The organism is Methyloversatilis universalis EHg5 (genome assembly GCF_000378945.1).
GTDB lineage: Bacteria > Pseudomonadota > Gammaproteobacteria > Burkholderiales > Rhodocyclaceae > Methyloversatilis > Methyloversatilis universalis_A.
The window spans coordinates 3,135,492-3,160,699 of sequence record NZ_KB900539.1 but is presented as its reverse complement, the minus strand read 5'-3'; the positions used below and the strand labels follow the sequence as shown (position 1 = coordinate 3,160,699).

26 protein-coding genes are annotated in these 25,208 nt (G+C 65.3%); 12 read left to right on the top strand and 14 right to left on the bottom strand.

The annotated features are described in order from the left end of the window. Positions 1-7: 7 nt before the first annotated feature. Entirely contained in the window at positions 8-1,357 is a 1,350-nt protein-coding gene (locus METUNV2_RS0114490) for an O-antigen ligase family protein (protein ID WP_198288862.1), read from the top strand. Here METUNV2_RS0114490 and METUNV2_RS0114485 read toward each other — a convergent pair. The 4 genes from METUNV2_RS0114485 to METUNV2_RS0114470 form a co-directional block, all read right to left on the bottom strand. Then, positions 1,344-1,802, bottom strand: a complete 459-nt coding sequence (locus tag METUNV2_RS0114485; RefSeq protein ID WP_018230191.1) for a SixA phosphatase family protein — start codon at positions 1,800-1,802, stop codon at positions 1,344-1,346. The genes METUNV2_RS0114490 and METUNV2_RS0114485 overlap by 14 nt on opposite strands. A gap of 78 nt (positions 1,803-1,880) precedes the next feature. Further along, a complete protein-coding gene (locus METUNV2_RS0114480; protein ID WP_018230190.1) occupies positions 1,881-3,368 on the bottom strand; it encodes a CYTH and CHAD domain-containing protein in 1,488 nt (495 codons plus the stop codon). A gap of 128 nt (positions 3,369-3,496) precedes the next feature. Next, a complete protein-coding gene (gene moaC, locus METUNV2_RS0114475; protein ID WP_018230189.1) occupies positions 3,497-3,982 on the bottom strand; it encodes a cyclic pyranopterin monophosphate synthase MoaC in 486 nt (161 codons plus the stop codon). Then, positions 3,979-4,449 carry a response regulator gene (locus tag METUNV2_RS0114470; RefSeq protein ID WP_018230188.1) on the bottom strand — a complete coding sequence of 157 codons (471 nt, stop codon included), beginning with the start codon at positions 4,447-4,449 and terminating at the stop codon, positions 3,979-3,981. The genes moaC and METUNV2_RS0114470 overlap by 4 nt, the downstream gene beginning before the upstream one ends. Before the next feature lie 171 nt (positions 4,450-4,620). Between METUNV2_RS0114470 and METUNV2_RS0114465 the strand changes: the two genes are divergently transcribed. From METUNV2_RS0114465 to METUNV2_RS0114455, 3 genes are all read left to right on the top strand, one after another. Further along, on the top strand, positions 4,621-6,096 hold the full coding sequence (locus METUNV2_RS0114465; protein ID WP_018230187.1) for a M48 family metalloprotease: 1,476 nt from the start codon (positions 4,621-4,623) through the stop codon (positions 6,094-6,096). 65 nt (positions 6,097-6,161) lie between these two features. Next, complete coding sequence (locus tag METUNV2_RS0114460; RefSeq protein WP_008062065.1) at positions 6,162-6,389, top strand: sulfurtransferase TusA family protein; 228 nt, start codon at positions 6,162-6,164, stop codon at positions 6,387-6,389. Positions 6,390-6,425: 36 nt separating this feature from the next. Beyond that, positions 6,426-7,127 (top strand): glutathione S-transferase family protein, encoded by a 702-nt coding sequence (locus METUNV2_RS0114455; protein ID WP_018230186.1) that lies wholly within the window; start codon positions 6,426-6,428, stop codon positions 7,125-7,127. A 90-nt stretch (positions 7,128-7,217) separates the two neighbouring features. On the opposite strand, the gene METUNV2_RS0114450 is transcribed toward METUNV2_RS0114455, so the two are convergent. From METUNV2_RS0114450 to METUNV2_RS0114435, 4 genes are read right to left on the bottom strand one after another with little or no spacing between them, the layout of a single operon-like run. Further along, complete coding sequence (locus tag METUNV2_RS0114450) at positions 7,218-10,160, bottom strand: valine--tRNA ligase (RefSeq protein ID WP_018230185.1); 2,943 nt, start codon at positions 10,158-10,160, stop codon at positions 7,218-7,220. A 30-nt stretch (positions 10,161-10,190) separates the two neighbouring features. Then, the gene (locus METUNV2_RS0114445) at positions 10,191-10,853 is read right to left on the bottom strand and encodes a hypothetical protein (protein WP_018230184.1); all 663 of its coding nucleotides are present in this window, start codon (positions 10,851-10,853) and stop codon (positions 10,191-10,193) included. Beyond that, a complete protein-coding gene (locus METUNV2_RS0114440) occupies positions 10,850-11,269 on the bottom strand; it encodes a DNA polymerase III subunit chi (RefSeq protein ID WP_018230183.1) in 420 nt (139 codons plus the stop codon). The genes METUNV2_RS0114445 and METUNV2_RS0114440 overlap by 4 nt, the downstream gene beginning before the upstream one ends. Positions 11,270-11,276: 7 nt before the next feature. Then, positions 11,277-12,770 carry a leucyl aminopeptidase gene (locus METUNV2_RS0114435; protein WP_018230182.1) on the bottom strand — a complete coding sequence of 498 codons (1,494 nt, stop codon included), beginning with the start codon at positions 12,768-12,770 and terminating at the stop codon, positions 11,277-11,279. 126 nt (positions 12,771-12,896) lie between these two features. On the opposite strand from METUNV2_RS0114435, the gene lptF reads away from it, so the two are divergent. Together lptF and lptG are read left to right on the top strand one after the other, a co-directional pair. Then, the gene (lptF, locus tag METUNV2_RS0114430; protein WP_018230181.1) at positions 12,897-13,979 is read left to right on the top strand and encodes an LPS export ABC transporter permease LptF; all 1,083 of its coding nucleotides are present in this window, start codon (positions 12,897-12,899) and stop codon (positions 13,977-13,979) included. Between the two features lie 2 nt (positions 13,980-13,981). Further along, positions 13,982-15,055 carry an LPS export ABC transporter permease LptG gene (gene lptG / locus METUNV2_RS0114425; RefSeq protein WP_026188184.1) on the top strand — a complete coding sequence of 358 codons (1,074 nt, stop codon included), beginning with the start codon at positions 13,982-13,984 and terminating at the stop codon, positions 15,053-15,055. A 7-nt stretch (positions 15,056-15,062) separates the two neighbouring features. Here lptG and METUNV2_RS0114420 read toward each other — a convergent pair whose 3' ends face one another. From METUNV2_RS0114420 to METUNV2_RS0114405, 4 genes are read right to left on the bottom strand one after another with little or no spacing between them, the layout of a single operon-like run. Continuing rightward, positions 15,063-15,494 carry an RDD family protein gene (locus METUNV2_RS0114420; RefSeq protein WP_018230179.1) on the bottom strand — a complete coding sequence of 144 codons (432 nt, stop codon included), beginning with the start codon at positions 15,492-15,494 and terminating at the stop codon, positions 15,063-15,065. A gap of 48 nt (positions 15,495-15,542) precedes the next feature. Next, positions 15,543-15,995 (bottom strand): DUF3106 domain-containing protein, encoded by a 453-nt coding sequence (locus tag METUNV2_RS0114415; RefSeq protein ID WP_018230178.1) that lies wholly within the window; start codon positions 15,993-15,995, stop codon positions 15,543-15,545. Further along, positions 15,995-16,420, bottom strand: coding sequence for a DUF3619 family protein (locus tag METUNV2_RS0114410; RefSeq protein ID WP_018230177.1), 426 nt, complete (start codon positions 16,418-16,420; stop codon positions 15,995-15,997). Before METUNV2_RS0114410 ends, METUNV2_RS0114415 begins: the two co-directional genes overlap by 1 nt. After that, entirely contained in the window at positions 16,417-16,983 is a 567-nt protein-coding gene (locus tag METUNV2_RS0114405; protein ID WP_026188183.1) for an RNA polymerase sigma factor, read from the bottom strand. The genes METUNV2_RS0114410 and METUNV2_RS0114405 overlap by 4 nt, the downstream gene beginning before the upstream one ends. A 151-nt stretch (positions 16,984-17,134) precedes the next feature. Here METUNV2_RS0114405 and METUNV2_RS0114400 point away from each other — a divergent pair, with 151 nt between their 5' ends. The 5 genes from METUNV2_RS0114400 to METUNV2_RS0114380 all read left to right on the top strand — a co-directional run bounded on the left by METUNV2_RS0114400 (position 17,135) and on the right by METUNV2_RS0114380 (position 23,272). Next, complete coding sequence (locus METUNV2_RS0114400) at positions 17,135-18,844, top strand: acetolactate synthase 3 catalytic subunit (protein ID WP_026188182.1); 1,710 nt, start codon at positions 17,135-17,137, stop codon at positions 18,842-18,844. Positions 18,845-18,998: 154 nt separating this feature from the next. Continuing rightward, positions 18,999-19,490 (top strand): acetolactate synthase small subunit, encoded by a 492-nt coding sequence (gene ilvN / locus METUNV2_RS0114395; protein WP_018230174.1) that lies wholly within the window; start codon positions 18,999-19,001, stop codon positions 19,488-19,490. Positions 19,491-19,557: 67 nt separating this feature from the next. After that, entirely contained in the window at positions 19,558-20,574 is a 1,017-nt protein-coding gene (ilvC, locus tag METUNV2_RS0114390; RefSeq protein WP_018230173.1) for a ketol-acid reductoisomerase, read from the top strand. Positions 20,575-20,799: 225 nt separating this feature from the next. After that, on the top strand, positions 20,800-21,585 hold the full coding sequence (gene pssA, locus METUNV2_RS0114385; RefSeq protein WP_036271211.1) for a CDP-diacylglycerol--serine O-phosphatidyltransferase: 786 nt from the start codon (positions 20,800-20,802) through the stop codon (positions 21,583-21,585). A 139-nt stretch (positions 21,586-21,724) separates the two neighbouring features. Then, on the top strand, positions 21,725-23,272 hold the full coding sequence (locus METUNV2_RS0114380) for a 2-isopropylmalate synthase (protein WP_018230171.1): 1,548 nt from the start codon (positions 21,725-21,727) through the stop codon (positions 23,270-23,272). Between the two features lie 50 nt (positions 23,273-23,322). Here the strand turns inward: METUNV2_RS0114380 and METUNV2_RS0114375 are convergent, their stop codons facing one another. Next, positions 23,323-23,694, bottom strand: a complete 372-nt coding sequence (locus METUNV2_RS0114375; RefSeq protein WP_018230170.1) for a DUF2069 domain-containing protein — start codon at positions 23,692-23,694, stop codon at positions 23,323-23,325. A 1-nt stretch (position 23,695) separates the two neighbouring features. Then, complete coding sequence (gene wrbA / locus METUNV2_RS0114370) at positions 23,696-24,289, bottom strand: NAD(P)H:quinone oxidoreductase (RefSeq protein ID WP_018230169.1); 594 nt, start codon at positions 24,287-24,289, stop codon at positions 23,696-23,698. Positions 24,290-24,376: 87 nt separating this feature from the next. On the opposite strand from wrbA, the gene METUNV2_RS0114365 reads away from it, so the two are divergent. Then, on the top strand, positions 24,377-25,207 hold the full coding sequence (locus METUNV2_RS0114365; RefSeq protein WP_232415682.1) for a YihY/virulence factor BrkB family protein: 831 nt from the start codon (positions 24,377-24,379) through the stop codon (positions 25,205-25,207). The last annotated feature ends 1 nt before the right edge of the window (position 25,208 follow it).

Genomic DNA, 25,208 nt, shown 5'->3' with positions numbered 1-25,208 from the left:
CTTTTTTTTGTTCTTCGTTGGCGCATCGCTGCTCCCAATCGTACCGGGTGATATGCACGCCCACGACCAGCAGCGCTTCGCACAGTGGATAGTGCTGCTCGTTTCGGCATGCGTGCTTCGTCCGAAAGCGACAGGCGCCATGGTTTATGCTATTTGTATTTCTTTGGGCGCGACCCTTTGGGGTGCTGGTGCTGGCCGGTGGGGGATGCTTGAGGCTCTGCATCTTTCGGGACTGGGCATGTTGGCGTGTCTATGGGGAGCCCAACTGTCTATGCGACGGGAGGCCTTGCTCCTTCCTGCGGTTGTTTTGCCGGTGTTGTTGTATGTGTTGATGTTGATGCCTCGTATTGCAGCGCTTGTCTTCGAGGAACTTGCTTTTCACGTCAGGGAGTTTTTTCCGTCTTTTTCGAATCCAAGGTTTTTTGGCTATTGGGTTACGTTGACCCTGCCCGTTATCGCATCGATCGAGCGCGGGGAGGTTCTGGGCGATCGTGCCGTTTGGGTGCGGTATGTGCTGGGCAGTATCTGGTTCTTCTTCTTGCTCATGTCGGGAACGCGGGGTTCTTTGATCGCACTTGTCTGCGTGGCTCTGCTGTCAACGTGCTGCGGTGTTCAAGGTAGAACCTTGACAGGTCGGTTGCTGAAAATGGCCTGCGGAGGACTTGTTCTTTACGCGATGGCTCTTTGCGTGCTGCCGCAGGCGGCGACAGAAGGCATGGCGCACTCAGGCGCGGGGCGCGTTCTGGAAGGACCGCAACTTTCCTCCAGGGATCAGCTCTGGTCGCTTGCGCTTGAAGGGATCGCCATCCACCCCCTCTTGGGTAATGGCCCGATGATGTTTGCAGCGGCGGCTAACCGCGTCGCGTCGCATCCTCATAACCTGATGCTTCAATTGGCTTATGAATGGGGGATTCCGGTTGCCTTGGCCTGCATGTCGATGCTGGCTCTCTTCTTGTATCGTCGTGCGCGATACGCGAGCGAAAGCTGTGACTTACGCCCAATTGCAATTGTTGCAGGTCTCGCCGGTGGTCTGATTCAGGCGCAACTTGATGGTGTGCTGGTTATGCCGTTTTCCCAGACGTATTTCGTGCTGCTGCTTGCATGGCTGATCTCGATTTTCTCGCGAGACACGAATCAAGGCATTCCAGTCAAGCAGTCCGGACGATTAGCTAAGACCTTCTGCGCAGTACTTTTTCTCAATGTGTGCGCTCAAGTGGTGTTGAGCAATCCAGAGTGGAGTGATCTTTCTCAATGGGAACAGAGAACACTCCGGTTTTATGAAATGGATGTCTATCAACCGCGTTTCTGGGTGCAGGGCGTGATTCCGGGCGCCGACGCGGGGACTAGCAATCGATAAGATCGCAACCGACGCATGCCCGCAGTACCGTCTGCGTCTCACCGTCGCGCACCCGGTTGGTGAACCACCAGACGGCGCCCTTCTTGACCGTCCATTCCGCCTCCTGACCGGACAGCAGCAGCGCTGCCAGGCGGCCCAGCGTGGGCTGGTGACCGACCACCAGTACCGCGCCGCCTGCGGTGGGCCATTCGGTGGCGGCGATGAGATCGGCCACCGATGCATCGGTGCTGAGCAGGCGGGATGTTTCGAACTCCAGCCCGAGCGCGTGTACGGTCTGCTGGCAGCGGGTGGCCGGACTGGCCAGGATGCGGGTCTGCCGCGGCAGACGCGGCTTGAGCCAGGCGGCCATCTGGCGGGCCTGCTTCTCGCCGCGCGCCGACAGTTTGCGGGTCGCGTCCGGCACGGTGTCGAGCGCTTCGGCGTGGCGCCACAGGATCAGGTCCATGCAATGTCTCCTCGTATTCTTCTGGCGGCGGCAGTGTCGTGAACTGCGGTGACAGGGGCATGACGCCCCGCCGGTGATTCAGAGAGGGGGCGGCAGCCGTTCCAGCCTGCGCAGCAGGCGAGGTGCGGCGTCAACCGCAGCGCGATAGCGCGGCATGTGATGGGCGGCGATCCGTGATACCGCTGACAGCAGCGCATCGCTGTCGCCGGCCGCCGCCAGCAGGCGCGGGCCGGCCTGGCTCAGATCGTTGATGAAGCCGAGCGATTCCTGCGCTTCCGACAGCGTGTCCAGCGCCTGACGGACGTGTTCCGTATCCAGCAGGGGCAGGAAAAACTCGAGTGCATAGCGCAGTCGCTTCACGTCGATGCGCAGTGCGTGCAGCGCCTCGATGTCGCCGCTGCGTGCGCGGCGCACCGCGCGGATCATGCGCTGGTGCGCTCCCGCGAGTCGCCTGCGCGCGAGCTTGCGCAGCGAGGGCGCATCGTCGCTGTCAGGTTGCTGCAGCAGAGACAGCAGCGCGATCATGAGCCGTGCCTGGCGTCCGTCCTGCAACGCGGCAAGCACGCGGTCGCGGCTGGCTGCGCGCGCGCTGCGCAAGACGCGTTCCAGATCCAGCAGCGCGACGTCCGGTTCGCCAGCGATGACCGGCGCCAGCAGTTCTGTCTGCAGCACGTCACGATCACGCAATTCGCCCAGTTCCCCGGCCAGCGCACGCAGATGTGTGGCCAGCGTACTGGCGGCGCCGGCCGGCAGCGCCGGGGCGAACACCCGCAGCGCGCTGCGCAGGCGGCGCAGTGCGACCCGCATCTGGTGGATGAATTCCGGGGCGTCCGCATGCAGGGCGCCGTGTTCGTTGGCCTGATAGTGGGCGACGCAGTCCAGCGTGACGGCGCGGAAGGCGTCCATCGCGGAGCCCTGAGGGTCGATGGGCGAGCGTCCTGCGCGCACGGGTGCCGGTTCTGCGCCGGCCATCAGGTCATAGCCGCGCTGCGCCTTGCTGCGCGACTCGGCGCGCAGTGGCAGGGTTTCGGCCAGCCGGGCGGCCAGTTCGAGCAGGGCCTCCACCGGCGCACCGGCCAGTTCGAGCTCGATTTCGGAAATGCTTTCGCGCCGGCCTCCAGCGAGGATGTGACCGCGGTCGGCCATCAGCAGCAATTCACCACCACCGACGTTGAACCGCCATTCGCGGCGTTCGAAGTCGGTGTCGAACACGGTGCTCAGTGCACCGCGGTCGCGCAGCGCTTCCAGTTCGCCGCGCAGCGCGGCATCTTCGATCTGCGAAAAGTCGAAATGTCCGGAAAAGGGTTGTTCCCACTCCGGTCGCGACGACAGGCCCGCGCGCGCCGAGCTGGCGCATTTCACCGTCTGCAGCCAGACACGTCCGGCGCGGCGCAGACGCAGCGCCACACGCTGGCGACGCAGCGCCAGGTCGGCGGTATCGAAATAGAGATTGCGCAGCGTCTGGGTGCGGGGAGCGGCCACCGCATCACGCAGTGCCGGGTGGCGCGAGAAAGACCGCCAGCCGTGTTCGGCCAGCGCGAGCTTGAGTTCGATTTCCTGAGCCATCGTGTCGGCGCGAGAGCGGACCGGGCGTCCGCAACCGGCCGGATGGTAGACCGAAAGTGGTGCTGTCCGTCACCTTGCGCTGCGCCAGACGGCGCTGATGCCCACGGTGAAGGCGCCGGTGCGCTGACCTAGGCGGCCGTCCAGTGCCCGGACTTGCCGCCCGCCTTCTCCAGAAGGCGTATGCCGTCTATGCGCATGCCGCGGTCGACCGCCTTGCACATGTCGTAGACGGTGAGCAGAGCGACGCTGACTGCGGTCAGTGCTTCCATTTCGACCCCGGTCTGACCGGTGGTACGGGCGGTGACTTCGCAGTCGATCCGGCCCTGTGTTTCATCCAGCGTGAACTCGACGCTCACCTTGGTCAGTGCGATCGGGTGGCACAGCGGGATCAGATCCGAGGTGCGTTTCGACGCCTGTATGCCGGCGATGCGCGCCACGCCCAGTACGTCGCCCTTTTTGGCGTTGCCGTCGCGCACCAGCGCGAACGTTGCCGGCAGCATGGTGATCGAACCTGCTGCGCGTGCGACGCGCGCAGTGTGTGCCTTGTCGCCGACGTCCACCATATGGGCCTGACCCTGGGCGTCGAAGTGGGTGAGGGGGTTGTCTGCGCTCATCGAACCATCGCTGAAGGGTGGGGGGGCGGAATGTTCAGTTCCAGCCAGTAGCGGGCCAGCAGTGTCAGCGTTTCGGAAAAGCTCACGAAATCGAGCGACTTGCGCACGAAGCTGTTGGCACCGAGCTGGGCGGCCAGCTTCACGTCGCGCTGCTGGCTCGACGCCGACACGATGACCACCGGCAGTACATGGGTCTGCGCTTCGGCGCGGATCTGCCTCAGCACTTCCAGACCGTCGATGCGGGGCAGCGTCAGGTCGAGCATGACCAGTGCCGGCTGGTAGCGGGTATCGCGCCCGGCATAGGCGCCGCGACCGAACAGGTAGTCAAGGCCTTCCTCGCCGGACGCCACCACCTGTATCTGGTCCGCCGGCACGATGGCCCGCAGCGCGGTGGTGATCAGCTTGACGTCTTCGGGAACGTCTTCAATCAGCAGCAGGGCGTGCGAACCAACCGGGATGGACGACATCGGAGGCGTGGAGATGAGTAACGTTGGGGGCCGGCCTTCTGTGCAGCGCTGTGATGCGGCGGCGTGTCCGCGCGACGATGCCTGTCGTCACATCTGCTTACCCATCGCGCGCGCCGCCTTTCACCTGCGACCGAACGATCGTTCACGCCTGCCGGCTATCATAGCATTGCCATGACCTTCTTCCCCTCTGCCGGCCTGTGCTGCCGCGCCCGGCGACTGCGTGCGGCGCTCGCGATCGTGCTGATGATGCCGCCGGTGCTGCCGGCCAACAATCTGCCTGACCTCGGCGACGTGGCGCAGGCCGATCTGCCGCCGTCGCTGGAACGACGCATCGGCGAGTCGCTGTGGCGCGAAACCCGGGTGCGTGAGCGCAGCTACATCAACGATCCGGAAATCAACGGTTATCTGAACCAGCTGGCCGACCGGCTGATCGCCAAGCTGCCGGATTCGCGTCAGGACTTCGAACTGTTCGCGCTGCGCGACCCGACGCTGAACGCCTTCGCCTGGCCTGGCGGCTTCATCGGCGTGCATTCCGGGCTCATCGTTGCGGCGCAGAGCGAATCGGAACTGGCTTCGGTGATCGCGCATGAAATCTCTCACGTGACCCAGCGCCATATCGCCCGGCTGTACGCCAAGCGCGGCGAAATGAGTGTGATCGCCATCGCCTCGCTCATCATTGCGGCGCTGGCGGCGCGTGGCAACGGTCAGGCCGCGCAGGCGGCAGTGGTCGGCGGCCAGGCTGCCACCGTGGCAAGCCAGCTCGCCTACACCCGCGACTTCGAGCGAGAAGCCGACCGCATCGGCATCCAGATGCTGGATGGCGCAGGTTTTGACACCCGCGGCATGGCGGCTTTCTTCGAGCGCATGCAGCGCTCGGTCCGCTTCTACGAATCGAATTCGCCGGCCTATCTGCGCACCCACCCGCTGACCACCGAGCGGATCGCCGACGCCTCCGCCCGCATCCAGGAAACCGCCTACCGTCAGGTGCCGGACAGCATCGATTTCCTGCTGGTGCGCGCCAAGCTGCGCGCCTACGACGGCGAGGCGCGCGAAGCCTTGGCCGAATTCGAGACCCGGCTGCGCGACGTGCAGGGCAATGCCCGCATCGCGGCGCGTTTCGGTCTGGCGCACGCCGCGCTGCGCAAACGCGATTTCGTCCGCGCGCAGAAGGAGGCCGACGGGCTGCGCTCCGACGGATTCTCGTCGCCCATGCTGGACAACCTCGCCGGCCGCATCAGCCTCGACGCCGGTCGGCCGGCGGAAGCGGTGAGCCGTTTCCGGGAAGGGCTGCAGCGCAGCGGCCTGCGCCCCCGCGCCATCGTGTATGGCCTGATCGAGGCGCTGATCGCCGACAACCGCCCGGAAGAGGCGCTCGCGGTCGCGACCGATGAAATCAGCCTCACCACCCAGGACCCGCAGCTTTACCAGTATCAGGCCCGCACCAGTGCGCTGCTCGGCAAGCGGCTGGCACAGCACCGCGCACAGGCCGAGGCCTATGTGCTGAACGGCCAGTACCAGGCCGCGATCGAACAGCTGGAACTGGCGCAGCGGGCGGCCGACGGCGATTTCTATCAGCAGTCGACGGTTGATGCGCGGCTGCGTGAGCTGCGCGAGCGGCTGGCGGAGCAGCGCCGGGACGGCCTGTAATCGCGGCAGCGTTGCGCAGCGGCGGTGGCTGCAGGTATAAACGGCGCTCCGCACTGGAGTGAATCATGGAATTCGACAAGGAACTCGACGCCCGCGGGCTGAACTGCCCGCTGCCCATCCTGCGTACCAAGAAGGCGCTGTCCGAACTGAGCAGCGGTCAGGTACTGCGCGTGGTGGCGACCGACCCGGGCGCGGTGCGCGATTTCGAGGCCTTCACCCGTCAGACCGGCCACACGCTGCTCGAGGCCACTGAAGCGGACAAGGAATTCGTGTTCCTGCTGCGCCGCAAGTAAGCGGCCACCACCCCATCACCACCGGGAGACTGCAACATGATCAGGCTGTTCCAGTTTCCCCCGGCGATGGGGCTGCCCAACGCCAGCGGTTTCTGCCTCAAGCTCGAAACCTGGCTGCGCATGGCGGGCCTGCCGTACGAGAACGTCTACACGATGAATCTGGGGCGGGCGCCCAAGGGCAAGCTGCCTTTCGTCATTGACGACGGCACGACCCTGGCCGACAGCAGCTTCATCATCGATCACCTGACGAAGCGCCACGGCGTGACGCTGGACGATCATCTCGATCGTGCCCGACGTGCGCAGTCGCTGCTGCTGCAGCGCACGCTGGAAGAGCACGCCTACTGGTGTGTGCTGTACTTCCGCTGGGCGGACGACCGCTTCTGGCCGGCCACGCACGAGGCCTTTTTCTCCCGCATGGGCGCGCCCTACAAGTGGTTCGTGCCTAAGCTGGCGCGCCAGGGCATGGTGAAGCAGGTGAAGGCGGCCGGCATCGGCCGCCACTCGGCGGAAGAGATCACCGCGCTTGGCATGCGCGACATCGACGCCATCGCCACCGTGCTGGGCGACAAGCCCTTCCTGTTCGGCGAACCGTCCACCGTCGATGCCAGCGCCTACGGCATGCTGGCCAACGTGGTGTTCGTCGATCTCGATCTGCCGTTCAAGACGCTGATCGAGCGTGATTACCCGTCCATCGTTCGCTACTGCGAGCGGATGAAGAACGTTTACTGGAGGAGCTAGTGGCTAGGATGTAGGGGCTAGAAAAGTTTCCGGGCGGCTTCGCCGCCCGCAATCCGCTAGCCCCAAATCCCTAGCCCCCAGCCCCTCGCGTCACCCCAGCCGCCCCAGCTGTTCTTCCAGCTTGACCAGCAGGTCGCCGAAATCGGCCAGGCGCTTGCGCTCCTGATCGACCACTGCGGCGGGCGCGCGGCCGACGAAGCTTTCGTTGCCCAGCTTGCCTTCGCACTTGGCGATTTCGCCCTTCACCCGCGCGACTTCCTTGCCCACGCGCTCGCGCTCGGCGGCGACGTCGATCTCGATCTTGAGCATCAGGCGGAAGTCACCCACCACCTGCACCGGCGCCGGCGAATCCGGCAGCGCGTCGCCGACCGCCTGCACCTCGCTGAGCTTGGCCAGCGCGGCGAGGTAGGGCGCGTAGCCGCGGATCGCCTCGGCCTTGCCGGCTGCCAGCAGCGGCACCTTGGTGGCCGGCGATACGCCCATCTCGCCACGCAGGCTGCGGCAGGCGTCGATCATGGTTTTCAGTTCCGCCACCCAGGCGTCCGCCGTCGCGTCAATGCGCGTCGGGTTGGCCTGCGGGTAGCGCACGAGCTGGATCGAGTCCCCCTCCTTGCGTTCGGCCAGCGGCGCGACGGTCTGCCACAGTTCTTCGGTGATGAAGGGAATGAGCGGGTGCGCCAGACGCAGCACTGTTTCCAGCACGCGCAGCAGCGTGCGCCGGGTGGCGCGCTGCTGGGCCGGCGTGCCGTTCTGGATCTGCACCTTGGCCAGTTCGAGGTACCAGTCGCAGTACTCGTCCCACACGAAGCGATAAATGGCCTGCGCCACCAGATCGAAGCGGTAGTCGCCGAACTGCTTCTCGACTTCGGCTTCGACGCGCTGCAGCTCGCTGACGATCCACAGGTCGGGCGCCTGGAAGTGCAGCGGGCCGTCCGGGCCGCAGTCGTCGTTGCACGGCGCCATGCCGCAGTCCTGGCCTTCGCAGTTCATCAGCACGAAGCGGGTGGCGTTCCACAGCTTGTTGCAGAAGTTGCGGTAGCCCTCGCAGCGCTGCATGTCGAACTTGATGTCACGGCCCGGGCTGGCGAGCGAGGCGAAGGTGAAGCGCAGCGCGTCGGTGCCGAAGGCGGGAATGCCGTCCGGGAATTCCTTGCGCGTGCGCTTCTCGATCTGCTCCGCCTGCTTAGGATTCATCAGGCCGGTGGTGCGCTTCTTCACCAGATCGTCGAGCGCGATGCCGTCGATCAGGTCGATCGGGTCCAGCACATTGCCCTTGGACTTCGACATCTTCTGGCCTTCTGCGTCGCGGATCAGGCCGTGCACATAGACGTCGCGGAAGGGGATGCGACCGGTGATGTGCGTGGTCATCATGACCATGCGCGCCACCCAGAAGAAGATGATGTCGAAGCCGGTCACCAGCACCGACGACGGCAGGTAGAGGTCGAGCGCCGGGTTGCTCTTTTCCGGGTTGCCCGGCTCCCAGTCCGGCGTCCAGTCCAGCGTCGAGAAGGGCCACAGCGCCGACGAATACCAGGTGTCGAGCACGTCCTCGTCGCGCTTGAGCAGCGGCAGGTTTTCCTTGATCGCGTAGTTGCGGCCGACCTCGGGCAGCGTGTCGCCCGACATTTCGCGTGCCATCGCGGTGGCGATCGCCAGGCGCTTCAGGTCGGGGTTGGCCTTCGCCAGATGTTCGAAGTAGCGCTGGTAGGCCTCGGCTTCGGAATGCGCGACGAACACATTGCCCTGGTCGTCGTACCAGGCCGGAATCTGGTGGCCCCACCACAGCTGGCGCGAAATGCACCAGTCCTGGATGTTGTTCAGCCACTGGTTGTAGGTATTCACCCAGTTTTCCGGATGGAAGCGGATCTCGCCGCTGGCCACCACGTCGAGCGCCTTCTGCGTGATGCTCTTGCCGTCCGGGCCGGGCTTGCTCATGGCGACGAACCACTGGTCGGTCAGCATGGGCTCGATCACCGCATTGGTGCGGTCACCGCGCGGCACCTTGAGCGTGTGCTTGTCGGTCTTTTCCAGCAGACCGGCGGCTTCGAGGTCGGCCACGATGGCCTTGCGCGCGGCGAAGCGGTCGAGACCGCGGTATTTTTCCGGCGCGTTGTCGTTGATCTTCGCATCCAGCGTCAGGATGGAAATCATGGTCAGACCATGGCGTTGGCCGACCGCGTAGTCGTTGAAGTCGTGCGCCGGGGTGACCTTCACCACACCGGTACCGAATTCGCGATCGACGTAGGCGTCGGCGATGACCGGAATCTCCCGGTCGGTCAGCGGCAGCTTCACCGTCTTGCCGATCAGCGCGCTGTAGCGCTCGTCCTCCGGATGCACCATGACCGCGACGTCGCCCAGCATGGTTTCCGGACGCGTCGTGGCGACGGTCAGGGAACCCGAGCCGTCGGCCAGCGGGTAGCGGATGTGCCACAGCGAGCCGGCTTCTTCCTCCTGCACCACTTCGAGGTCGGACACCGCAGTGCCCAGCACCGGGTCCCAGTTCACCAGGCGCTTGCCGCGGTAGATCAGGCCTTCCGCATGCAGGCGGACGAAGGTTTCGGTGACGATTTTCGACAGGCCTTCGTCCATCGTGAAGCGCTCGCGCGTCCAGTCGGGCGAAGTGCCGAGGCGGCGCATCTGGCGGGTGATGGTGGAGCCTGAGTACTCCTTCCACTCCCACACCTTCTTCACGAACTCATCGCGGCCGAGGTCGTGGCGCGACACGCCCTTCGCGTCGAGCTGGCGCTCGACCACGATCTGGGTCGCGATGCCCGCGTGGTCGGTGCCCGGCTGCCACAGCGTGTTGTCGCCGCGCATCCGGTGGTAACGGGTGAGCGCATCCATCAGGGTCTGGTTGAAACCGTGACCCATGTGCAGCGTGCCGGTGACGTTCGGCGGCGGCAGCAGGATGCAGAAGTTGGGCTTGTTCGGGGTGTCGGTGTCGAGGCCGGCAGCGAAATAGCCGCGCGATTCCCACTCGGGGTACCAGCGGCGTTCGATGTCGGCCGGTTCGAAGCTCTTGGCCAGCGTCATGACGGGTCTGCGTGGATGCAAAACCCGCGATTATAGAGGCTGGTCGGGCTGGTCCGAAGGTGGGTTCGTGGCGTGCAGCACGGCCTGGCTGCGCTTTTCGATCTCGGCGGCGATCTGTTCGCGCAGATCCAGCGTGGCCTGGGCGCGGATGCGGCCTGCGGCGCTCTCCAGTGCTGCGCCCAGCGCCGCCTCGAAGGCGGCCTGCATTTCTATGCTGACCAGCGCCGGCAGCGCGCTGGCGCACCATTCGTCGATGCGCAGCTGCACCTGCGAGGGCAGGTCGGCGAACTCCCGGTCCAGCGCGTCCGAAGCGCGCAGCAGGAGGTTCTCGCTCACCTCACTGCCGACCGACCGGCTCACCTGCTCGGTGACCTGCGCACTCACCTCCGCGCGGACCCGCTCGGTGACTTCGGCCGTGACTTCAGCGGTGACGCGTTCGGTCACCTCGGCCGTCACTCTTTCGGTCACCTGCTCGGTCACTTCCCGGGTGACCCGCTCGGTGACTTCGGCCGTCACCGCCTCGGTGATTTCGGCAGTGCGGTCTTCCGGCTCTGGCGCCAGCGTTTCGAGGTCGACCGCCTCGGTGAGCAGCGGAATGCCGTCGTCCACCACCGCCGGCGCGACCCGGCCGGCAACGAAACTGCGGCCGCGCCGCATCAGGGAATCGGCGCGACCGATCAGATCCTCGCTCATGCTTCAGCCTTTCGTGTCTGCATGTCGAAACCGCGCTCCCGGTAGTGCATGAAACGCGCCCGCGCTGCCTCGCGGTCAGCCGGGTCGCGGCTCACGATTTCGACAATGTGTTCGCGCTGTTCGAAGCCGGCCGGCAGCGATTGCGCCATATTGAGCACGATGGCGTCCACCGGCGCGGCGGCCGGGTCGCGGCCGATGGTCACCGGTGTCGCCTCGCTCAGCCGGTGACCGTCTCGCACGTGCGGAACGAAGGCCAGCGGCTCAAACACCCACAGCATCTGGTCCAGCCGGGCGGCCAGCGGCTCGCTGTCGCAGTGGATCCAGACGCGACGCCCGTCCCGGTACCACTGCGCCACCAGCGTGCAGGCGTGGCGCAGCTTGTCCTGGGCGTCGTGATGGAATTCGGCAACCGCCATGCCTGCCTCAGAGCTTGCCGGCGCGTTCGAGCAGGAAGTGGGTGAGCAGCGGCACCGGACGGCCGGTGCCACCCTTGTCCTTGCCGCTCTTCCAGGCGGTACCCGCGATGTCCAGGTGCGCCCACTTGTACTTCTTCGCGAAGCGCGCGAGGAAGCATGCGGCGGTGATCGAACCCGCCGGCCGGCCGCCGATATTGCCCATGTCGGCGAAATTGCTCTTCAGCTGCTCCTGATAATCGTCCCAGATCGGCAGGCGCCAGGCGCGGTCCCACGAGGACTGCCCCGCCGCCAGCAGTTCGTCGGCGAGCGCATCGTCGTTGGCCATCAGGCCGCTGGTAACGTGGCCCAGCGCGATGATGCAGGCGCCGGTCAGCGTGGCGATGTCGACCACGCAGGCCGGGTCATAGCGCTCGGCGTAGGTGAGCGCATCGCACAGGATGAGCCGGCCTTCGGCGTCGGTGTTCAGGATTTCGATGGTCTGGCCGGACATGGACTTCACCACGTCGCCCGGCCGGGTGGCGGCGCCGCCCGGCATGTTCTCGGTGGTCGGAATGAGGCCGACCACGTTCAGCGACAGCTTCATCGCGGCCAGCGCCTGGAAGGTGCCCAGCACGCTGGCGGCGCCGCACATGTCGTACTTCATTTCGTCCATGCCTTCGCCCGGCTTCAGCGAAATGCCGCCGGTGTCGAAGGTAATGCCCTTGCCGACCAGCACCACCGGCGCGTCGTTCTTCTTGCCGCCGCGGTACTCCATCACGATGAACTTGGGCGGCTGGCGCGAGCCGTCGGACACCGACAGGAAGGAGCCCATGCCCAGCTTTTCCAGTTCCGGGCGGTCGAGCACGGTGACCTTGATGCCGCTGCGCGTGCCCAGTTCCAGCGCCTGTTCGGCCAGATAGGTAGGCGTGCAGATGTTGGGCGGCAGATTACCCAGCGTGCGGGTGAGCGACATGCCGTGGCCGATGGCCTCACCCTGCTTCAGCGCTTCAGCCGCTGCGGAGGCGCTGCCCTTCTTGGGCACGGTGAAGCCAAGGGCGGCCAGTGCGCGGCTGGATTCCTTCGCCTCGCCGACCGGCGACGCATAGCGATAGAGCACCTCCAGCGCGACGATGGCCGACTGGCGCAGCGCGCCAGCGTTGCCCAGCTTGCGCGGGGCCTGTTCGGCCAGCGTGATCACCGCGTCGGCGGCGCCGGTGTCGCGCAAGGCGCGGACGCTGGCGGCGACCGCGTCGCGGAATTCCTTCAGGCCGAAATCCTTTTCCTTGCCCAGGCCAACCAGCAGGATGCGGTCTGCCGCCACGCCCGGCAGCTTGTGCAGCAGCAGCGTACTGCCTGCCTTGCCGTCCAGGTCGCCGCTGGCGAGCACTTCGGCGATGCGGCCCTTGCTGGCGGCATCGAGGGCCGCTGCGCTGGCGCCCGGCTTGCGTGACTCGAATACGCCCACGACCAGGGCGCCGGTACGCAGCTTTTCGGGGCTGCCGCTCTTTATGCTAAATTCCACCCGCTTCTCCTCTATCAGTACGCGCTGAGTCAGTCGCGCCGATTATCGGCTCGACGCTGCGCGCGAGTCAAAAAAGAACGGCCTGACGCGCGATTGCGCGGAGGCGTTCCGCACGGAGCCCCAGGCTTGATCTTCCAGCGCGCCGCCCTGCGCGAATTCGCCAGCACTGCACTGACCGTTTTCGTCGCGCTGTTCGCCATCGTGCTGTCCACCCAGCTGGTGCGCCTGCTCGGACAGGCGGCAGGCGGAAAAGTGGCGTCCGAAGCGGTGATGGCATTGCTCGGATTCGGCGCGCTGCGCTATCTGGGCGTGATCCTGTCGCTCACGCTGTTCATTTCGGTACTGCTGGCAATGTCGCGCACCTGGCGCGATTCAGAAATGGTGGTGTGGTTCGCCACCGGTCTGCCGCTGTCCGCGTGGGTGCGTCCGGTGGTGCTGTTCGCGCTGCCCATGGTGGTTGCGGTGGCGGTGCTGTCCATCTATCTGTCGCCGTGGTCGCAGGTGAAGAGCGCCGAGTTCCGGACTCGCATGAGCAATCGTGACGACGTGGCGCAGATGTCGCCCGGCAGTTTCCGCGAGTCCTCTCAGGCCAACCGCGTGTTTTTCGTCGAGAGCGGTGACGGCAGCGACGGTGCGGTCAAGAACATCTTCGTCAGTTCGACCGACAAGGGGCGGGTCGGCGTGACCGTCGCGGCCGATGGGTACACGCAGACGCTGGCCAGCGGCGACCGTTTCGTCGTGCTGCTGCACGGTCGCCGATACGAAGGACTGCCCGGTACGCCGGAATTCCGGGTGATGGAATTCGAGCGCTACGCGGTGCGGATCGAAACCAGGGAATCGCAGGGTGTGGAAGAACGCCCCAACCTGCTTACGGTGCAGGAACTGCTGGCAGATCCTTCTCCGCCCAATATGGGTGAACTGGCGTTCCGCATCGGTCTGCCGATCGCGGCGCTCAATCTGGCGCTGCTCGCCATCCCGCTTTCTTTCGTGAATCCGCGGGCAGGGCGAGCAAACAATCTGCTGATGGCGCTGCTCATCTACCTCGTGTACTCCAATCTGCTGAGCATTACCCAGGCCATGGTGGCGCAGGGCAAGCTGTCTTTCGGCGGCGTCATGTGGGCGCTGCACGGCGGCATGTTCGTGCTGCTGTCGGCCATGTTCGCGTGGCGCATGTACGGCCATCTGCCGCGCGCCTGGCGGAGCCGCTGACCATGCTGATCCACGAGCGTTATGTCCGCCGCGAAATCGCCTTCGCCACCTTGCTGGTTCTGACCGCCTTTCTCGGTCTGTTCGGCTTCTTCGACCTGATCAACGAACTGGACAACCTCGGGCGCGGCAATTACGGGCTGGAGCACGCGGTGATGTATACCGTGCTGACGCTGCCGGGACGGGCCTATGAAACGCTGCCGATCTCGGTGCTGATCGGCGCGCTGTATGCGCTGACCACGCTGTCGCGGCATTCGGAAATCACGGTGCTGCGTGCGTCCGGCCTGTCCACCTCGCGCATCCTGAAACTGCTGGGTCGAATCGGTCTGCCTTTCGTGCTGCTCACCTTCGTGACCGGCGAATTCATCGCGCCGCCGGCCGAACGTGCGGCGCAGGAACTGAAACTGGCCGCCCGTTCGCAACTGCTCACCAGCGAATTCCGCAGCGGCTTCTGGGTCAAGGACGGCCGCAATTTCATCAATATCGGCAGCGTCACGCCGGACGGCGAGCTGCGCCAGGTGCGTATCTTCGAATTCAACGAGCGGCGGGAACTGCTGTCCATCCTTGAGGCAGGGCGGGGCGCCTACCGGCAGGCTGAAGGCTGGGTGCTGGCCGAGGTGGCGCGGACCGACTTCTCGACCGATGGCGCCCGGGTGGCGCGTGCCGAAACGCTGGTGTGGGATTCGGACCTGAGCCCGGACGTGATGAGCGTGATGCTGGTGGTGCCGGAGCGCATGTCGGCCTGGAAGCTGTGGCACTACATCCAGCATCTGGCGGACAACCACCAGGACACCGGCCGCTACGAAATTGCGTTGTGGAAGAAGTTCACCTATCCGCTGGCCTGTCTGGTCATGCTGGCGCTGGCACTGCCCTTTGCCTACATGCACAACCGCAACGCCGCGGTCAGCATCAAGGTGTTCGCCGGCGTCATGATAGGCGTGCTGTTCCACATGCTGAACGGCCTGTTTTCCAATCTTGGTGCGATCAATTCGTGGCCGCCCTACGCGGCGGCGCTCACTCCGGGTGTTCTTTTCATGTTTGCTGCGGCGGCCATGCTGTGGTGGGAAGACCGCCGCTGACCGGGCATCACTTGATGCGAATGACCCGGGTGCCGGCCAGCCTGTCGTGCAGGAACTGGCGTTCGCGATCGAACAGGGCCCAGATCAGCCCGGCACCGCCGAAACACAGCGAAAGCCAGCTCAGCAGGTAGCGCAGCTGTGCCTGCCGTAAGCCGGGCGGGTGGTCGTTCCGCGCATCCACTACCCGGATGCCCCATGTCTGCATGGCCAGCGTCTGGCCGCCCTTGCGCCAGTAGTGCACGAAGTACACGCCCAGCAGCAGGAAAATGTGCAGCCAGGCAAACCAGCCTTGCGGCGCTACGTCCAGCGTCAGGCCTATCACCAGATAGGGCAGCATGAAACCGGCCGCCAGCACGCCGAGCAGCAGCAGCGCTTCGTAAGACAGGGATGCGAGCCGGCGGCGCAGGCCGGCGGCCGGAAAGCGGGTGACTTCGGACATCGTCTGGATGCGGCGGAAGGACGCCGCGAGAAAGAAAGGGTGCGCAGTCTACTTGCGAACCGGAGACGCTGCTGGCGCGCCCGGTGTCTTGCTGCCGCTTCTGCCCGCCTCCTGCAGGCGCTTGCGTTCTTCCGGAGACAGGCTTTCGTAGGCTTCCCATTGCCGGCGCAGGGTTTCGCGCTGGTCCGGCGGCATGGTCTGCAGTCGCCGATAGCGTTCGCGTGCCTCGATCCGTTCCTTGGGGCTGAGGCTGCCCCAGTAGGCCATGCGCGCGCGCATGCGTGACTGTTCCTGCACCGTCATCGACGGATAGCGTGCGGCCAGATCCAGCCACTTGCGCCGGCGTTCCGGCTCGAAGCTGTCCCAGTCTTCCGCCAGCGGCGACAGGATGGCCTGTTCAGCGGGTTTGAGCTGATACCACGCGGGCGTCCGGGGCTGGGCGAGCGCGGGGGCACACGACAGCGACGCTGCAAGCAGCGCGCCGGCCAGGAAAACGCGCATCAGCGTTCGCCCTGGCTGTCCAGCCAGTTGCCGAAACCACGGTCAAGATAGGCGTCGATCGGCAGATCGTCGGTCAGCAGCGCGGTGTCGATGTCCATCGACTCATTGAAACGTTCGTCCTGCGACTGCTGGCTGGCAAAAGCAGCAATCAGCGCGAGCAGCACGACGCCGGTGGCCGACACCAGGTTCTGGCGCAGCCAGTCGCCACCGCCCAGCGTGCCAGCCATGCCTGCCAGCCGCGGCAGCAGCGCCAGACGTCTGCGGGGCTGGGCGGCCGCGATGGCACGCTCGCGAGACTGACGCAGCCGGAACACGATGTCCGGCGGCAGTTCGCTACAGGTGGCTTCGAGAGCGGCATGGGCGCGGCGGCCGATCGCAGCTTCGTCGAGGTTGCTCGAGGGAGGCGGTAGGTGAGTCCGGTTCATAGTTTGATGCCACGCAGTTTGAGGGCGGCCGCGAGGGCGTGTGTCGCGCGCGAACAATGGGTCTTGACGCTGCCTTCGGAACAGCCCATGACCGACGCGGTCTCGGCGATATCCAGTTCCTCCCAGTAACGCATCAGGAAGGCTTCGCGTTGACGCGCCGGAAGACGGGAAATTTCGCGCTCGATCAAGGCCATCACTTCGGACTGTTCGAGGTTCTGTTCGGGTGTGCGACCCAGTTCCGACGGGTTGTCGACCACCAGGGTATCCAGCGGGTCGTAGTCGTCATCGTCGTCCTGGCCGGTCAGTGCCGACAGCAGGGTGGTCCAGGTCGAGCGCACCTTGCGCCGCCGGAACGCATCGCGGATCACGTTCTGCAGGATGCGCTGGAACAGCAGCGGAAGTTCGTCCGCCGGCCGGTCGGCGTACTTCTCGGCCAGCTTCATCATCGCGTCCTGTACCGCGTCCAGCGCCGATTCGTCGTTGCGCAGCGCGAACGCAGCCTGCTTGAAGGCGCGTCGTTCGACGGCGGCAAGAAAGGCGGACAGTTCTTCGCGGGAAGCCAGGGTTCGGTCTTTCGGTGGGTCGGTGCAGTGGTATGCCACAGGCGGCGCACGGGCGGCAACATGCCTGCTGAACGCCGACAAATGCCTTGACCGACAAGAGTGCCAAAGCTACCCTTTGCGGCTTTTCCGGAATTTTTTTACAGGTGTGGCGATGCTTTTGACCGGAGCGGAAATTGTAGTCAGGTGCCTTGCGGAAGAAAAGGTCGAGTATGTTTTCGGGTATCCCGGCGGCGCCGTGCTCTACCTGTATGACGAGCTTTTCAAGCAGGACAAGGTACGGCACGTACTCGTCCGCCACGAACAGGCTGCGCTGCATGCTGCCGATGCGTATTCGCGTTCGACCGAGCGCGTAGGCGTCGCGCTGGTGACATCCGGCCCGGGTGTGACCAATGCCGTGACCGGCATTGCGACTGCCTACATGGATTCGATTCCGATGGTGATCATCACCGGTCAGGTGCCGACCGCTGCCATCGGTCAGGACGCCTTCCAGGAGTGCGACACGGTCGGCATCACCCGACCCTGCGTGAAGCACAACTTCCTGGTCAAGGACGTGAAGGACATCGCTCCGACCATCAAGAAAGCCTTCTTCATCGCCAAGACCGGCCGTCCGGGCCCTGTTCTGGTCGATATTCCGAAGGACATCACGATGGCCAAGGCCGAATTCGACTATCCGAAGTCGGTCACCATGCGCTCCTACAACCCGATCACCAAGGGTCACCAGGGCCAGATCAAGAAGGCGGTCCAGCTGCTGCTGGAAGCCAAGCGCCCGATGATCTACGCCGGCGGTGGCGTCGTCCTGTCGGATGCATCGGACAAGCTGACCAAGCTGGTGCGCACGCTGGGCGCGCCCTGCACCAACACGCTGATGGGCCTGGGTGCCTATCCGGCGACCGACAAGCAGTTCGTCGGCATGCTGGGCATGCACGGCAACTACGAAGCCAATATGGCGATGCAGTACTGCGACGTGCTGATCGCGGTCGGCGCCCGCTTCGATGACCGCGTGATCGGCAATCCGGCCGACTTCGCCCGGGTGGCGCGCAAGATCATTCATATCGACATCGACCCGTCGTCGATTTCCAAGCGCGTGAAGGTGGATGTGCCCATCGTCGGCAACCTGCCGGACGTGCTGGACGACATCCTGCGCCTGCTGGAAGCGTCGGGCGACCGCCCGGACAAGGAATCGCTGGCCGAATGGTGGAAGCAGATCGAGGAATGGCGCAGCCGCGACTGCCTGAAGTACAAGAACAGCGACGAGGTGATCAAGCCGCAGTTCGTGGTCGAGAAGCTGTGGGAAGTCACCAAGGGTGAAGCCTTCGTGACTTCGGACGTCGGCCAGCACCAGATGTGGGCTGCCCAGTACTACAAGTTCGACAAGCCGCGCCGCTGGCTCAATTCCGGCGGTCTGGGCACCATGGGCGTGGGCATCCCCTACGGCATCGGCGTGCAGCTGGCGCACCCGGGTTCGCAGGTGGCGGTGGTCACCGGTGAAGGTTCGGTGCAGATGAACATCCAGGAACTGTCGACCTGTAAGCAGTACCGGATTCCGCTGAAGATCTGCAGCCTGAACAACCGCTATCTGGGCATGGTCCGCCAGTGGCAGGAATTCATCCACGGCAACCGCTACTCCGAGTCCTACATGGATTCGCTGCCCGATTTCGCCAAGCTGGCCGAGGCCTATGGTCACGTCGGCCTGCGCGTCGAGAAGCCGGGCGACGTGGAAGGCGCGCTGCGCGAGGCGTTCAAGCGCAAGAATGATCTGGTGTTCATCGACTTCCAGGTCGATCCGACCGAAAACGTGTATCCGATGGTGATGGGCGGCAAGGGTCTGACCGACATGATCCTGTCCGCCGAGGACCTGTAACGCAGCAACCTGACACTGTCGCGCGCGGCCCCCGGCATCCACGCGTCGCCGGGGTCGCCGGACCGGCTTACCGGCCGATCCGGCAGCGGGTACCGGCCTCCGGCAGCCCGCACCGTCGCGGCGGTTCTCCGTTTTGAAGAAAGAGGCGCTCGCAATGAGGCATGTCATTTCCGTACTGATCGAGAACGAAGCCGGTGCGCTGTCGCGCGTTTCGGGGCTGTTCTCGGCGCGTGGCTACAACATCGAATCGCTTACCGTGGCACCGACCGAAGACGGTTCGCTGTCGCGTATGACCATCATTTCCACAGGCTCGGACGACATCATCGAGCAGATCACCAAGCAGCTGAACAAGCTGATCGAGGTGGTGAAGGTGGTCGATCTGTCCGAAGCCGCGCACATCGAGCGCGAACTGATGCTCATCAAGGTGCGCGCCACCGGCAAGGACCGCGAGGAGCTGAAGCGGGTTGCCGACATCTTCCGCGGCCGCATCATCGACGTGACCGACTCGACCTATGTGATCGAACTGACCGGCAACACCGCCAAGATCGATTCCTTCGTCGGCGCGATCGACAGTTCGCTGATCCTGGAAACCGTGCGCACCGGCGTCGCCGGCATCGGCCGCGGCGACCGCATCCTGCGCCTCTGATTCGCACACCGCATTCCGCACCAGCCCGCAGCACCGCATAAACCAACACAGCACACAAGGGAAACCCATGAAAGTCTTCTACGACAAGGACGCAGACCTGTCGCTCGTCAAGGGCAAGAAAGTCACCATCGTCGGCTACGGCTCACAAGGCCATGCTCACGCCCAGAACCTGTCGGATTCCGGCGTCAAGGTCACGGTTGGCCTGCGCAAGGGCGGCGCGTCGTGGAAGAAGGCCGAAGCCGCTGGCCTGAAGGTGAAGGAAGTGGCGGATGCGGTGAAGGGTGCCGATCTGGTCATGATCCTGCTGCCGGACGAGAACATTCCGCAGGTGTACTACGGTGACGTCGAGCCGAACATCAAGAAGGGCGCCACCCTTGCATTCGCCCACGGCTTCAACATCCACTACAACCAGGTCATCCCGCGCGAAGATCTCGATGTCGTGATGGTCGCCCCGAAGGGCCCGGGCCACACCGTGCGTTCCGAGTACCTACGCGGAGGCGGCGTGCCGTCGCTGATCGCCGTGTATCAGGACAAGTCGGGCAAGGCGCGTGACCTCGCGCTGTCGTACGCGGCTGCCAACGGCGGCACCAAGGGTGGCGTGATCGAAACCTCGTTCCGCGAAGAGACCGAGACCGATCTGTTCGGCGAACAGGCCGTGCTGTGCGGCGGTGTGGTCGAACTGATCAAGGCCGGCTACGAAACGCTGACCGAAGCCGGCTACGCGCCGGAAATGGCCTACTTCGAGTGCCTGCACGAAGTGAAGCTCATCGTCGACCTGATCTTCGAGGGCGGCATCGCCAACATGAACTACTCGATCTCGAACAACGCGGAATACGGTGAGTACGTGACCGGCCCGCGCGTGATCGCCGGCGAAGCCCGCGCTGCGATGAAGGAATGCCTGGCCAACATCCAGAATGGCAACTACGCCAAGAACTTCATCCTGGAAGGCCGGACCAACTATCCGGAAATGACCGCGCGTCGTCGCCTGACCGCCGCTCACGAAATCGAGAAGGTCGGTGAGCAGCTGCGCGGTATGATGCCGTGGATCACCAAGAACAAGCTGGTCGACCAGTCGAAGAACTGATCCGCCTCTTGTGCCGCCCGGCGGTTTCCGCACGACCTGTGCCGGAGCCGCCGGGCTTTTTGCATTCTGGGCTGCGCAGCCCGACTGTGCTACGTTCGGCGTGAAGCCGAGCGACTGGTCGCCTCCGGGCGGTCAGTGAGGCCAGCGCAGCAGGGGCCGGACCGGCCCGCGATGCAAGAAAGCCGTGCGACGGTGATCCCGCGCGCGGACCATCGGAGTGAATGCATGTCCGAGTACGACCCGCAGTACGTCAAACCCGCCGATCCGGTGAAACGCCGGCGCGGCATCTACATCCTTCCCAACCTGTTCACCACCGCCTCGCTGTTCGCTGGCTTCTACGCCATCGTGCAGGCGATGAACGGGCGCTACGAATATTCCGCTGTGGCCATTTTCATCGCCATGGTGCTGGATGGTCTCGACGGCCGGGTGGCGCGGCTCACCCACACCCAGTCGGCCTTCGGTGCCGAGTACGATTCGCTGTCCGACATGGTGTCCTTCGGTGCGGCGCCGGCGCTGATCGCCTACGAATGGGCGATGCGCGGCCTTGGCAAGTGGGGCTGGATCGCCGCCTTCATCTACTGTGCCGGTGCGGCGCTGCGGCTGGCCCGTTTCAATACCAACCTCGGCACGGTGGACAAGCGCTACTTCCAGGGGCTGCCTAGCCCGGCTGCGGCGGCGCTGGTCGCGGGGCTGGTGTGGGTGGCGACCGACAACGGCTACACCGGGCCGGACATGCGCTGGGCCGCTTTCGCGATCACGCTGTTCGGTGGTCTCACCATGGTGAGCAACGTGAAATTCTGGAGCGGCAAGGACATCAATCTGCGTCGCAGCGTGCCCTTCATCGTCATCTTCGGCTTCGTGCTGGCTTTCGTTGCGGTGTCGCTGAATCCTCCGGTGGTGCTGTTCAGCCTGTTCGTCGCCTACGGCCTGTCCGGCTATGTGATGTGGCTGATCAGGCGCGCCGGCCGCGCACCGGCTCCGTCTCCGACGCTGCCGCCGCCCGAAGCCTGATCCTGAGTGTCGTGCGCCGTTGTCCGGCGCCGGCCGTCGACTTATATTCCCGGGCCTGCGCGGCCTTGCCGCGCGTTCCGGCCACCACCGCCTGCATGACCCGCGTCGCCGAGCAATGCGACGCGCAACGGAGATCATCATGACCGACCGCCTCATCATTTTCGACACCACGCTGCGCGACGGAGAACAGAGCCCGGGCGCCTCGATGACACGCGACGAGAAGCTGCGCATCGCCCGCCAGCTCGAGAAAATGCGGGTGGATGTGATCGAGGCCGGTTTCGCCGCCGCTTCCAACGGCGACTTCGAATCGGTGCGCGCGGTGGCTGAAACCATCCGCGAATCCACCGTCTGTTCGCTGGCGCGCGCCAGCGAGAACGACATCCGTCGCGCCGGCGAGGCGATCAGGCCGGCTGCCAGCGGGCGCATCCACACCTTCATCGCGACCAGCCCCATCCACATGGAGAAGAAGCTGCGCATGAGCCCCGACCAGGTGGTCGAACAGGCGATCAAGGCGATCGGCTGGGCGCGGCAGTACACCGAGGACGTCGAGTTTTCGGCCGAAGACGCGGTGCGCTCCGACATCGACTTCCTGGTGCGCGTCTTCACCGAGGTGATCAAGGCCGGCGCGAAGACCATCAATGTGCCGGATACCGTGGGCTACTCGGTGCCGGCGCAGTGGGCCGAGCGCATGCGTACGCTGATCGAGCGGGTGCCGGGCGCGGACAGGGTGGTGTGGTCCACGCACTGCCACAACGACCTCGGCATGGCGGTCGCCAATTCGCTGGCTGCGGTGATGGCCGGCGCCCGTCAGGTCGAATGCACGATCAACGGCCTGGGCGAGCGCGCCGGTAATGCGTCGCTGGAAGAGGTGGTCATGTCGGTGCGTACCCGGCGCGACGTGTTCGGTGTCGAGACGCGCATCGACGCTTCGCAGATCGTGCCGGCATCGCGTCTGGTGTCCACCATCACCGGCTATCCGGTGCAGCCGAACAAGGCCATCGTCGGCGCCAACGCCTTTGCGCACGAGTCGGGCATCCACCAGGACGGCGTGCTCAAGCACCGCGAAACCTATGAAATCATGCGTGCCGAGGACGTGGGCTGGAACACCAACAAGCTGGTGCTCGGCAAGCACTCCGGCCGCAACGCCTTTCGCGCGCGGCTGACCGAACTGGGCATCGTCGTGGAGTCGGAAGAGCAGCTCAACGTGGCCTTCGCCGCGTTCAAGGAGCTCGCCGACAAGAAGCACGAAATCTTCGACGAGGACATCCAGGCGCTGATGAGCGACGAAGCGGTCACGCCGGAGGACGAGCTGTACAAGCTGGTCGCGATGAGCGTGCGCTCGGAAACCGGCGAACCGCCGCAGGCGGCGGTGACGCTGACCGCGGGTGGCCGCGAGGTGAAGGTGGAGTCGCAGGGCAGCGGCCCGGTCGATGCGTCTTTCCGTGCTATCGAATCAGTGGCGAAAAGCGGCTCCGAACTGCTGCTCTATTCGGTCAATGCCATCACCACCGGCACCGACGCCCAGGGCGAGGTGACGGTGCGGCTGGCGCTGGGCGGCCGCATCGTGAACGGCCAGGGCGCCGATACCGACATCATCGTCGCCTCGGCCAAGGCCTACATCAATGCGCTGAACAAGCTGCAGGGTGCGCAGAAGCTCAACCCGCAGGGCGACGAAAGCCCGATCTGACGCTGACCGCTGCTGAGATGGATGAGGGGGCCGGCGATCGCCGGCCTTTTTCATTGCGTGTCGGGTGCCGGCGCAGCCAGTCGGCTGGGCGCGGTGTATTTCGAGTAGAAGGTGCTGCCGAGAAAGAGCAGCACCGACAGCACGGTGTAGACGACGGCGATCTGCGCCGACAGCCCGCTGTCCGAGGTCGCGCGCACGATGCCTTCGGTGAAATAGGCCAGGCTGAGCAGCGACATCCACTGGTGGGTATAGCGCCGGCCGCGCAGGATGCCGAACAGGCTGCCCAGCAGCGGCAGGATTTTCAGCACCAGCCAGGAGCCGCCCGGGCGCAGCGGCGCCAACCAGAGCTCCCAGGCGAGGCCCAGCAGGATGAGGGCGATCAGGCTGGCGGCGGTCAGCAGGTTCCAGCGTCGGGCATTCATGTCAGTCGGCGAGCTTGAGAGCGGTGAGGGCGAGGCGGCGGCCGAGCGCGAAGGCGAGCTTCGCTTCCGGTTCCGACAGGGCGGTGAGGGCGTCGGCACCGGTCACGTGACTGGCGCCATAGGGCGTGCCACCGTCCGGCGTGTGGGCGAGTTCGGGCTCGGCATAGGGCAGGCCGACGATCACCATGCCATGGTGCAGCAGCGGCAGCATCATCGACAGCAGCGTGCTTTCCTGGCCGCCGTGCTGCGAGGCGGTCGAGGTGAATACCGCAGCTGGCTTGCCGGTCAGTGCGCCGGACAGCCACTGCGGGCTGGTGCCATCGAGAAAGTACTTGAGCGGGGCGGCCATGTTGCCGAAGCGGGTCGGGCTGCCAAGCGCCAGCCCGGCGCACTCCTCGAGGTCGATCGCCTCGGCGTAGGGGGCACCGCTGTCGGGCACGGCCGGCGCGCTGGCTTCGCAGACCGTGGACACCGGCGGCACGGTGCGCAGCCGGGCGGCCGCGCCGTCCACAGAATCAATGCCGCGGACGATCTGCCGCGCCAGGTTCAGCGTGGAACCGTGGCGGCTGTAATAGAGCACGAGGATTTCTTTCAATGCGGGCCATCCAGCACAATGAGGGCCGGAGTGTACAGTGTCGCGGGCCGCGCCCCGGCGGTTTCCCGGTTCGTATCCAGCCTTTCGATGTCTTCTTCCCTGACTGATTTCGTGCTGCGCCCCTTCCGCGTGGTCAGCGGTGCGGTGCGTCGTCACCGCGACGGTCGTGCCGCACAGTCCGCCGCCGCGCTGGCGCTGGCGCTGCTGTTCGCGCTGGTGCCTCTGGTGGTGCTGGCGCGCCAGCTCACCGCCTGGCTGCCCGACGCGCTGCAGTTCGGCGCGCCGCTGCAGGCCTATCTGACCGGAACGCTGCTGCCGGACGAAGCGGGCAGCAGCGTGGTGCGCCACGCGTCGCGTTTCGTGGCCAAGGCGCGCCGGCTGTCACTGGCCGACCTGCTGCTTCTGCTGGGCAGCGCCTGGGTTTGGGTGCGCACGGCCGACCATGCACTCAATGCCATGTGGTCGCAGCGCCCGCACCGCAAGGTGCGTCGTACTGCGCTGATCTATCTCGCGCTGCCGGTGCTCGCGCCGGTGGCGCTCGGGGTCGGTGCCGGCCTCACGCTGTATCTGGTGACCGCTTCGCTCGGTCTGGTGGACGAGCCGCCGTGGCTCAAGGTGCTGCTGCTGCGCGCGGCGGCTGGTGTGGTGACCGCCGGTTTCCTGGTGCTGCTGTATCGCACGCTGCCGCGGGCGGCCGTAAGCTGGGGAGAGGCGATCTGCGGTGCGCTGGTGGCCACCGGCCTGCTGTCGCTGATGCAGAAGGGGCTCAGCATCTACGCCGGCCACATGCCGGCCTACGCGGTGGTGTATGGCGCGCTGGCGACGCTGCCGGTATTTCTGATGTGGCTGTATCTGTTCTGGGCCATCGTGCTGTTCGGCGCCGCACTGACCGCTGAACTGAACGACCGCGCGCGCTGAT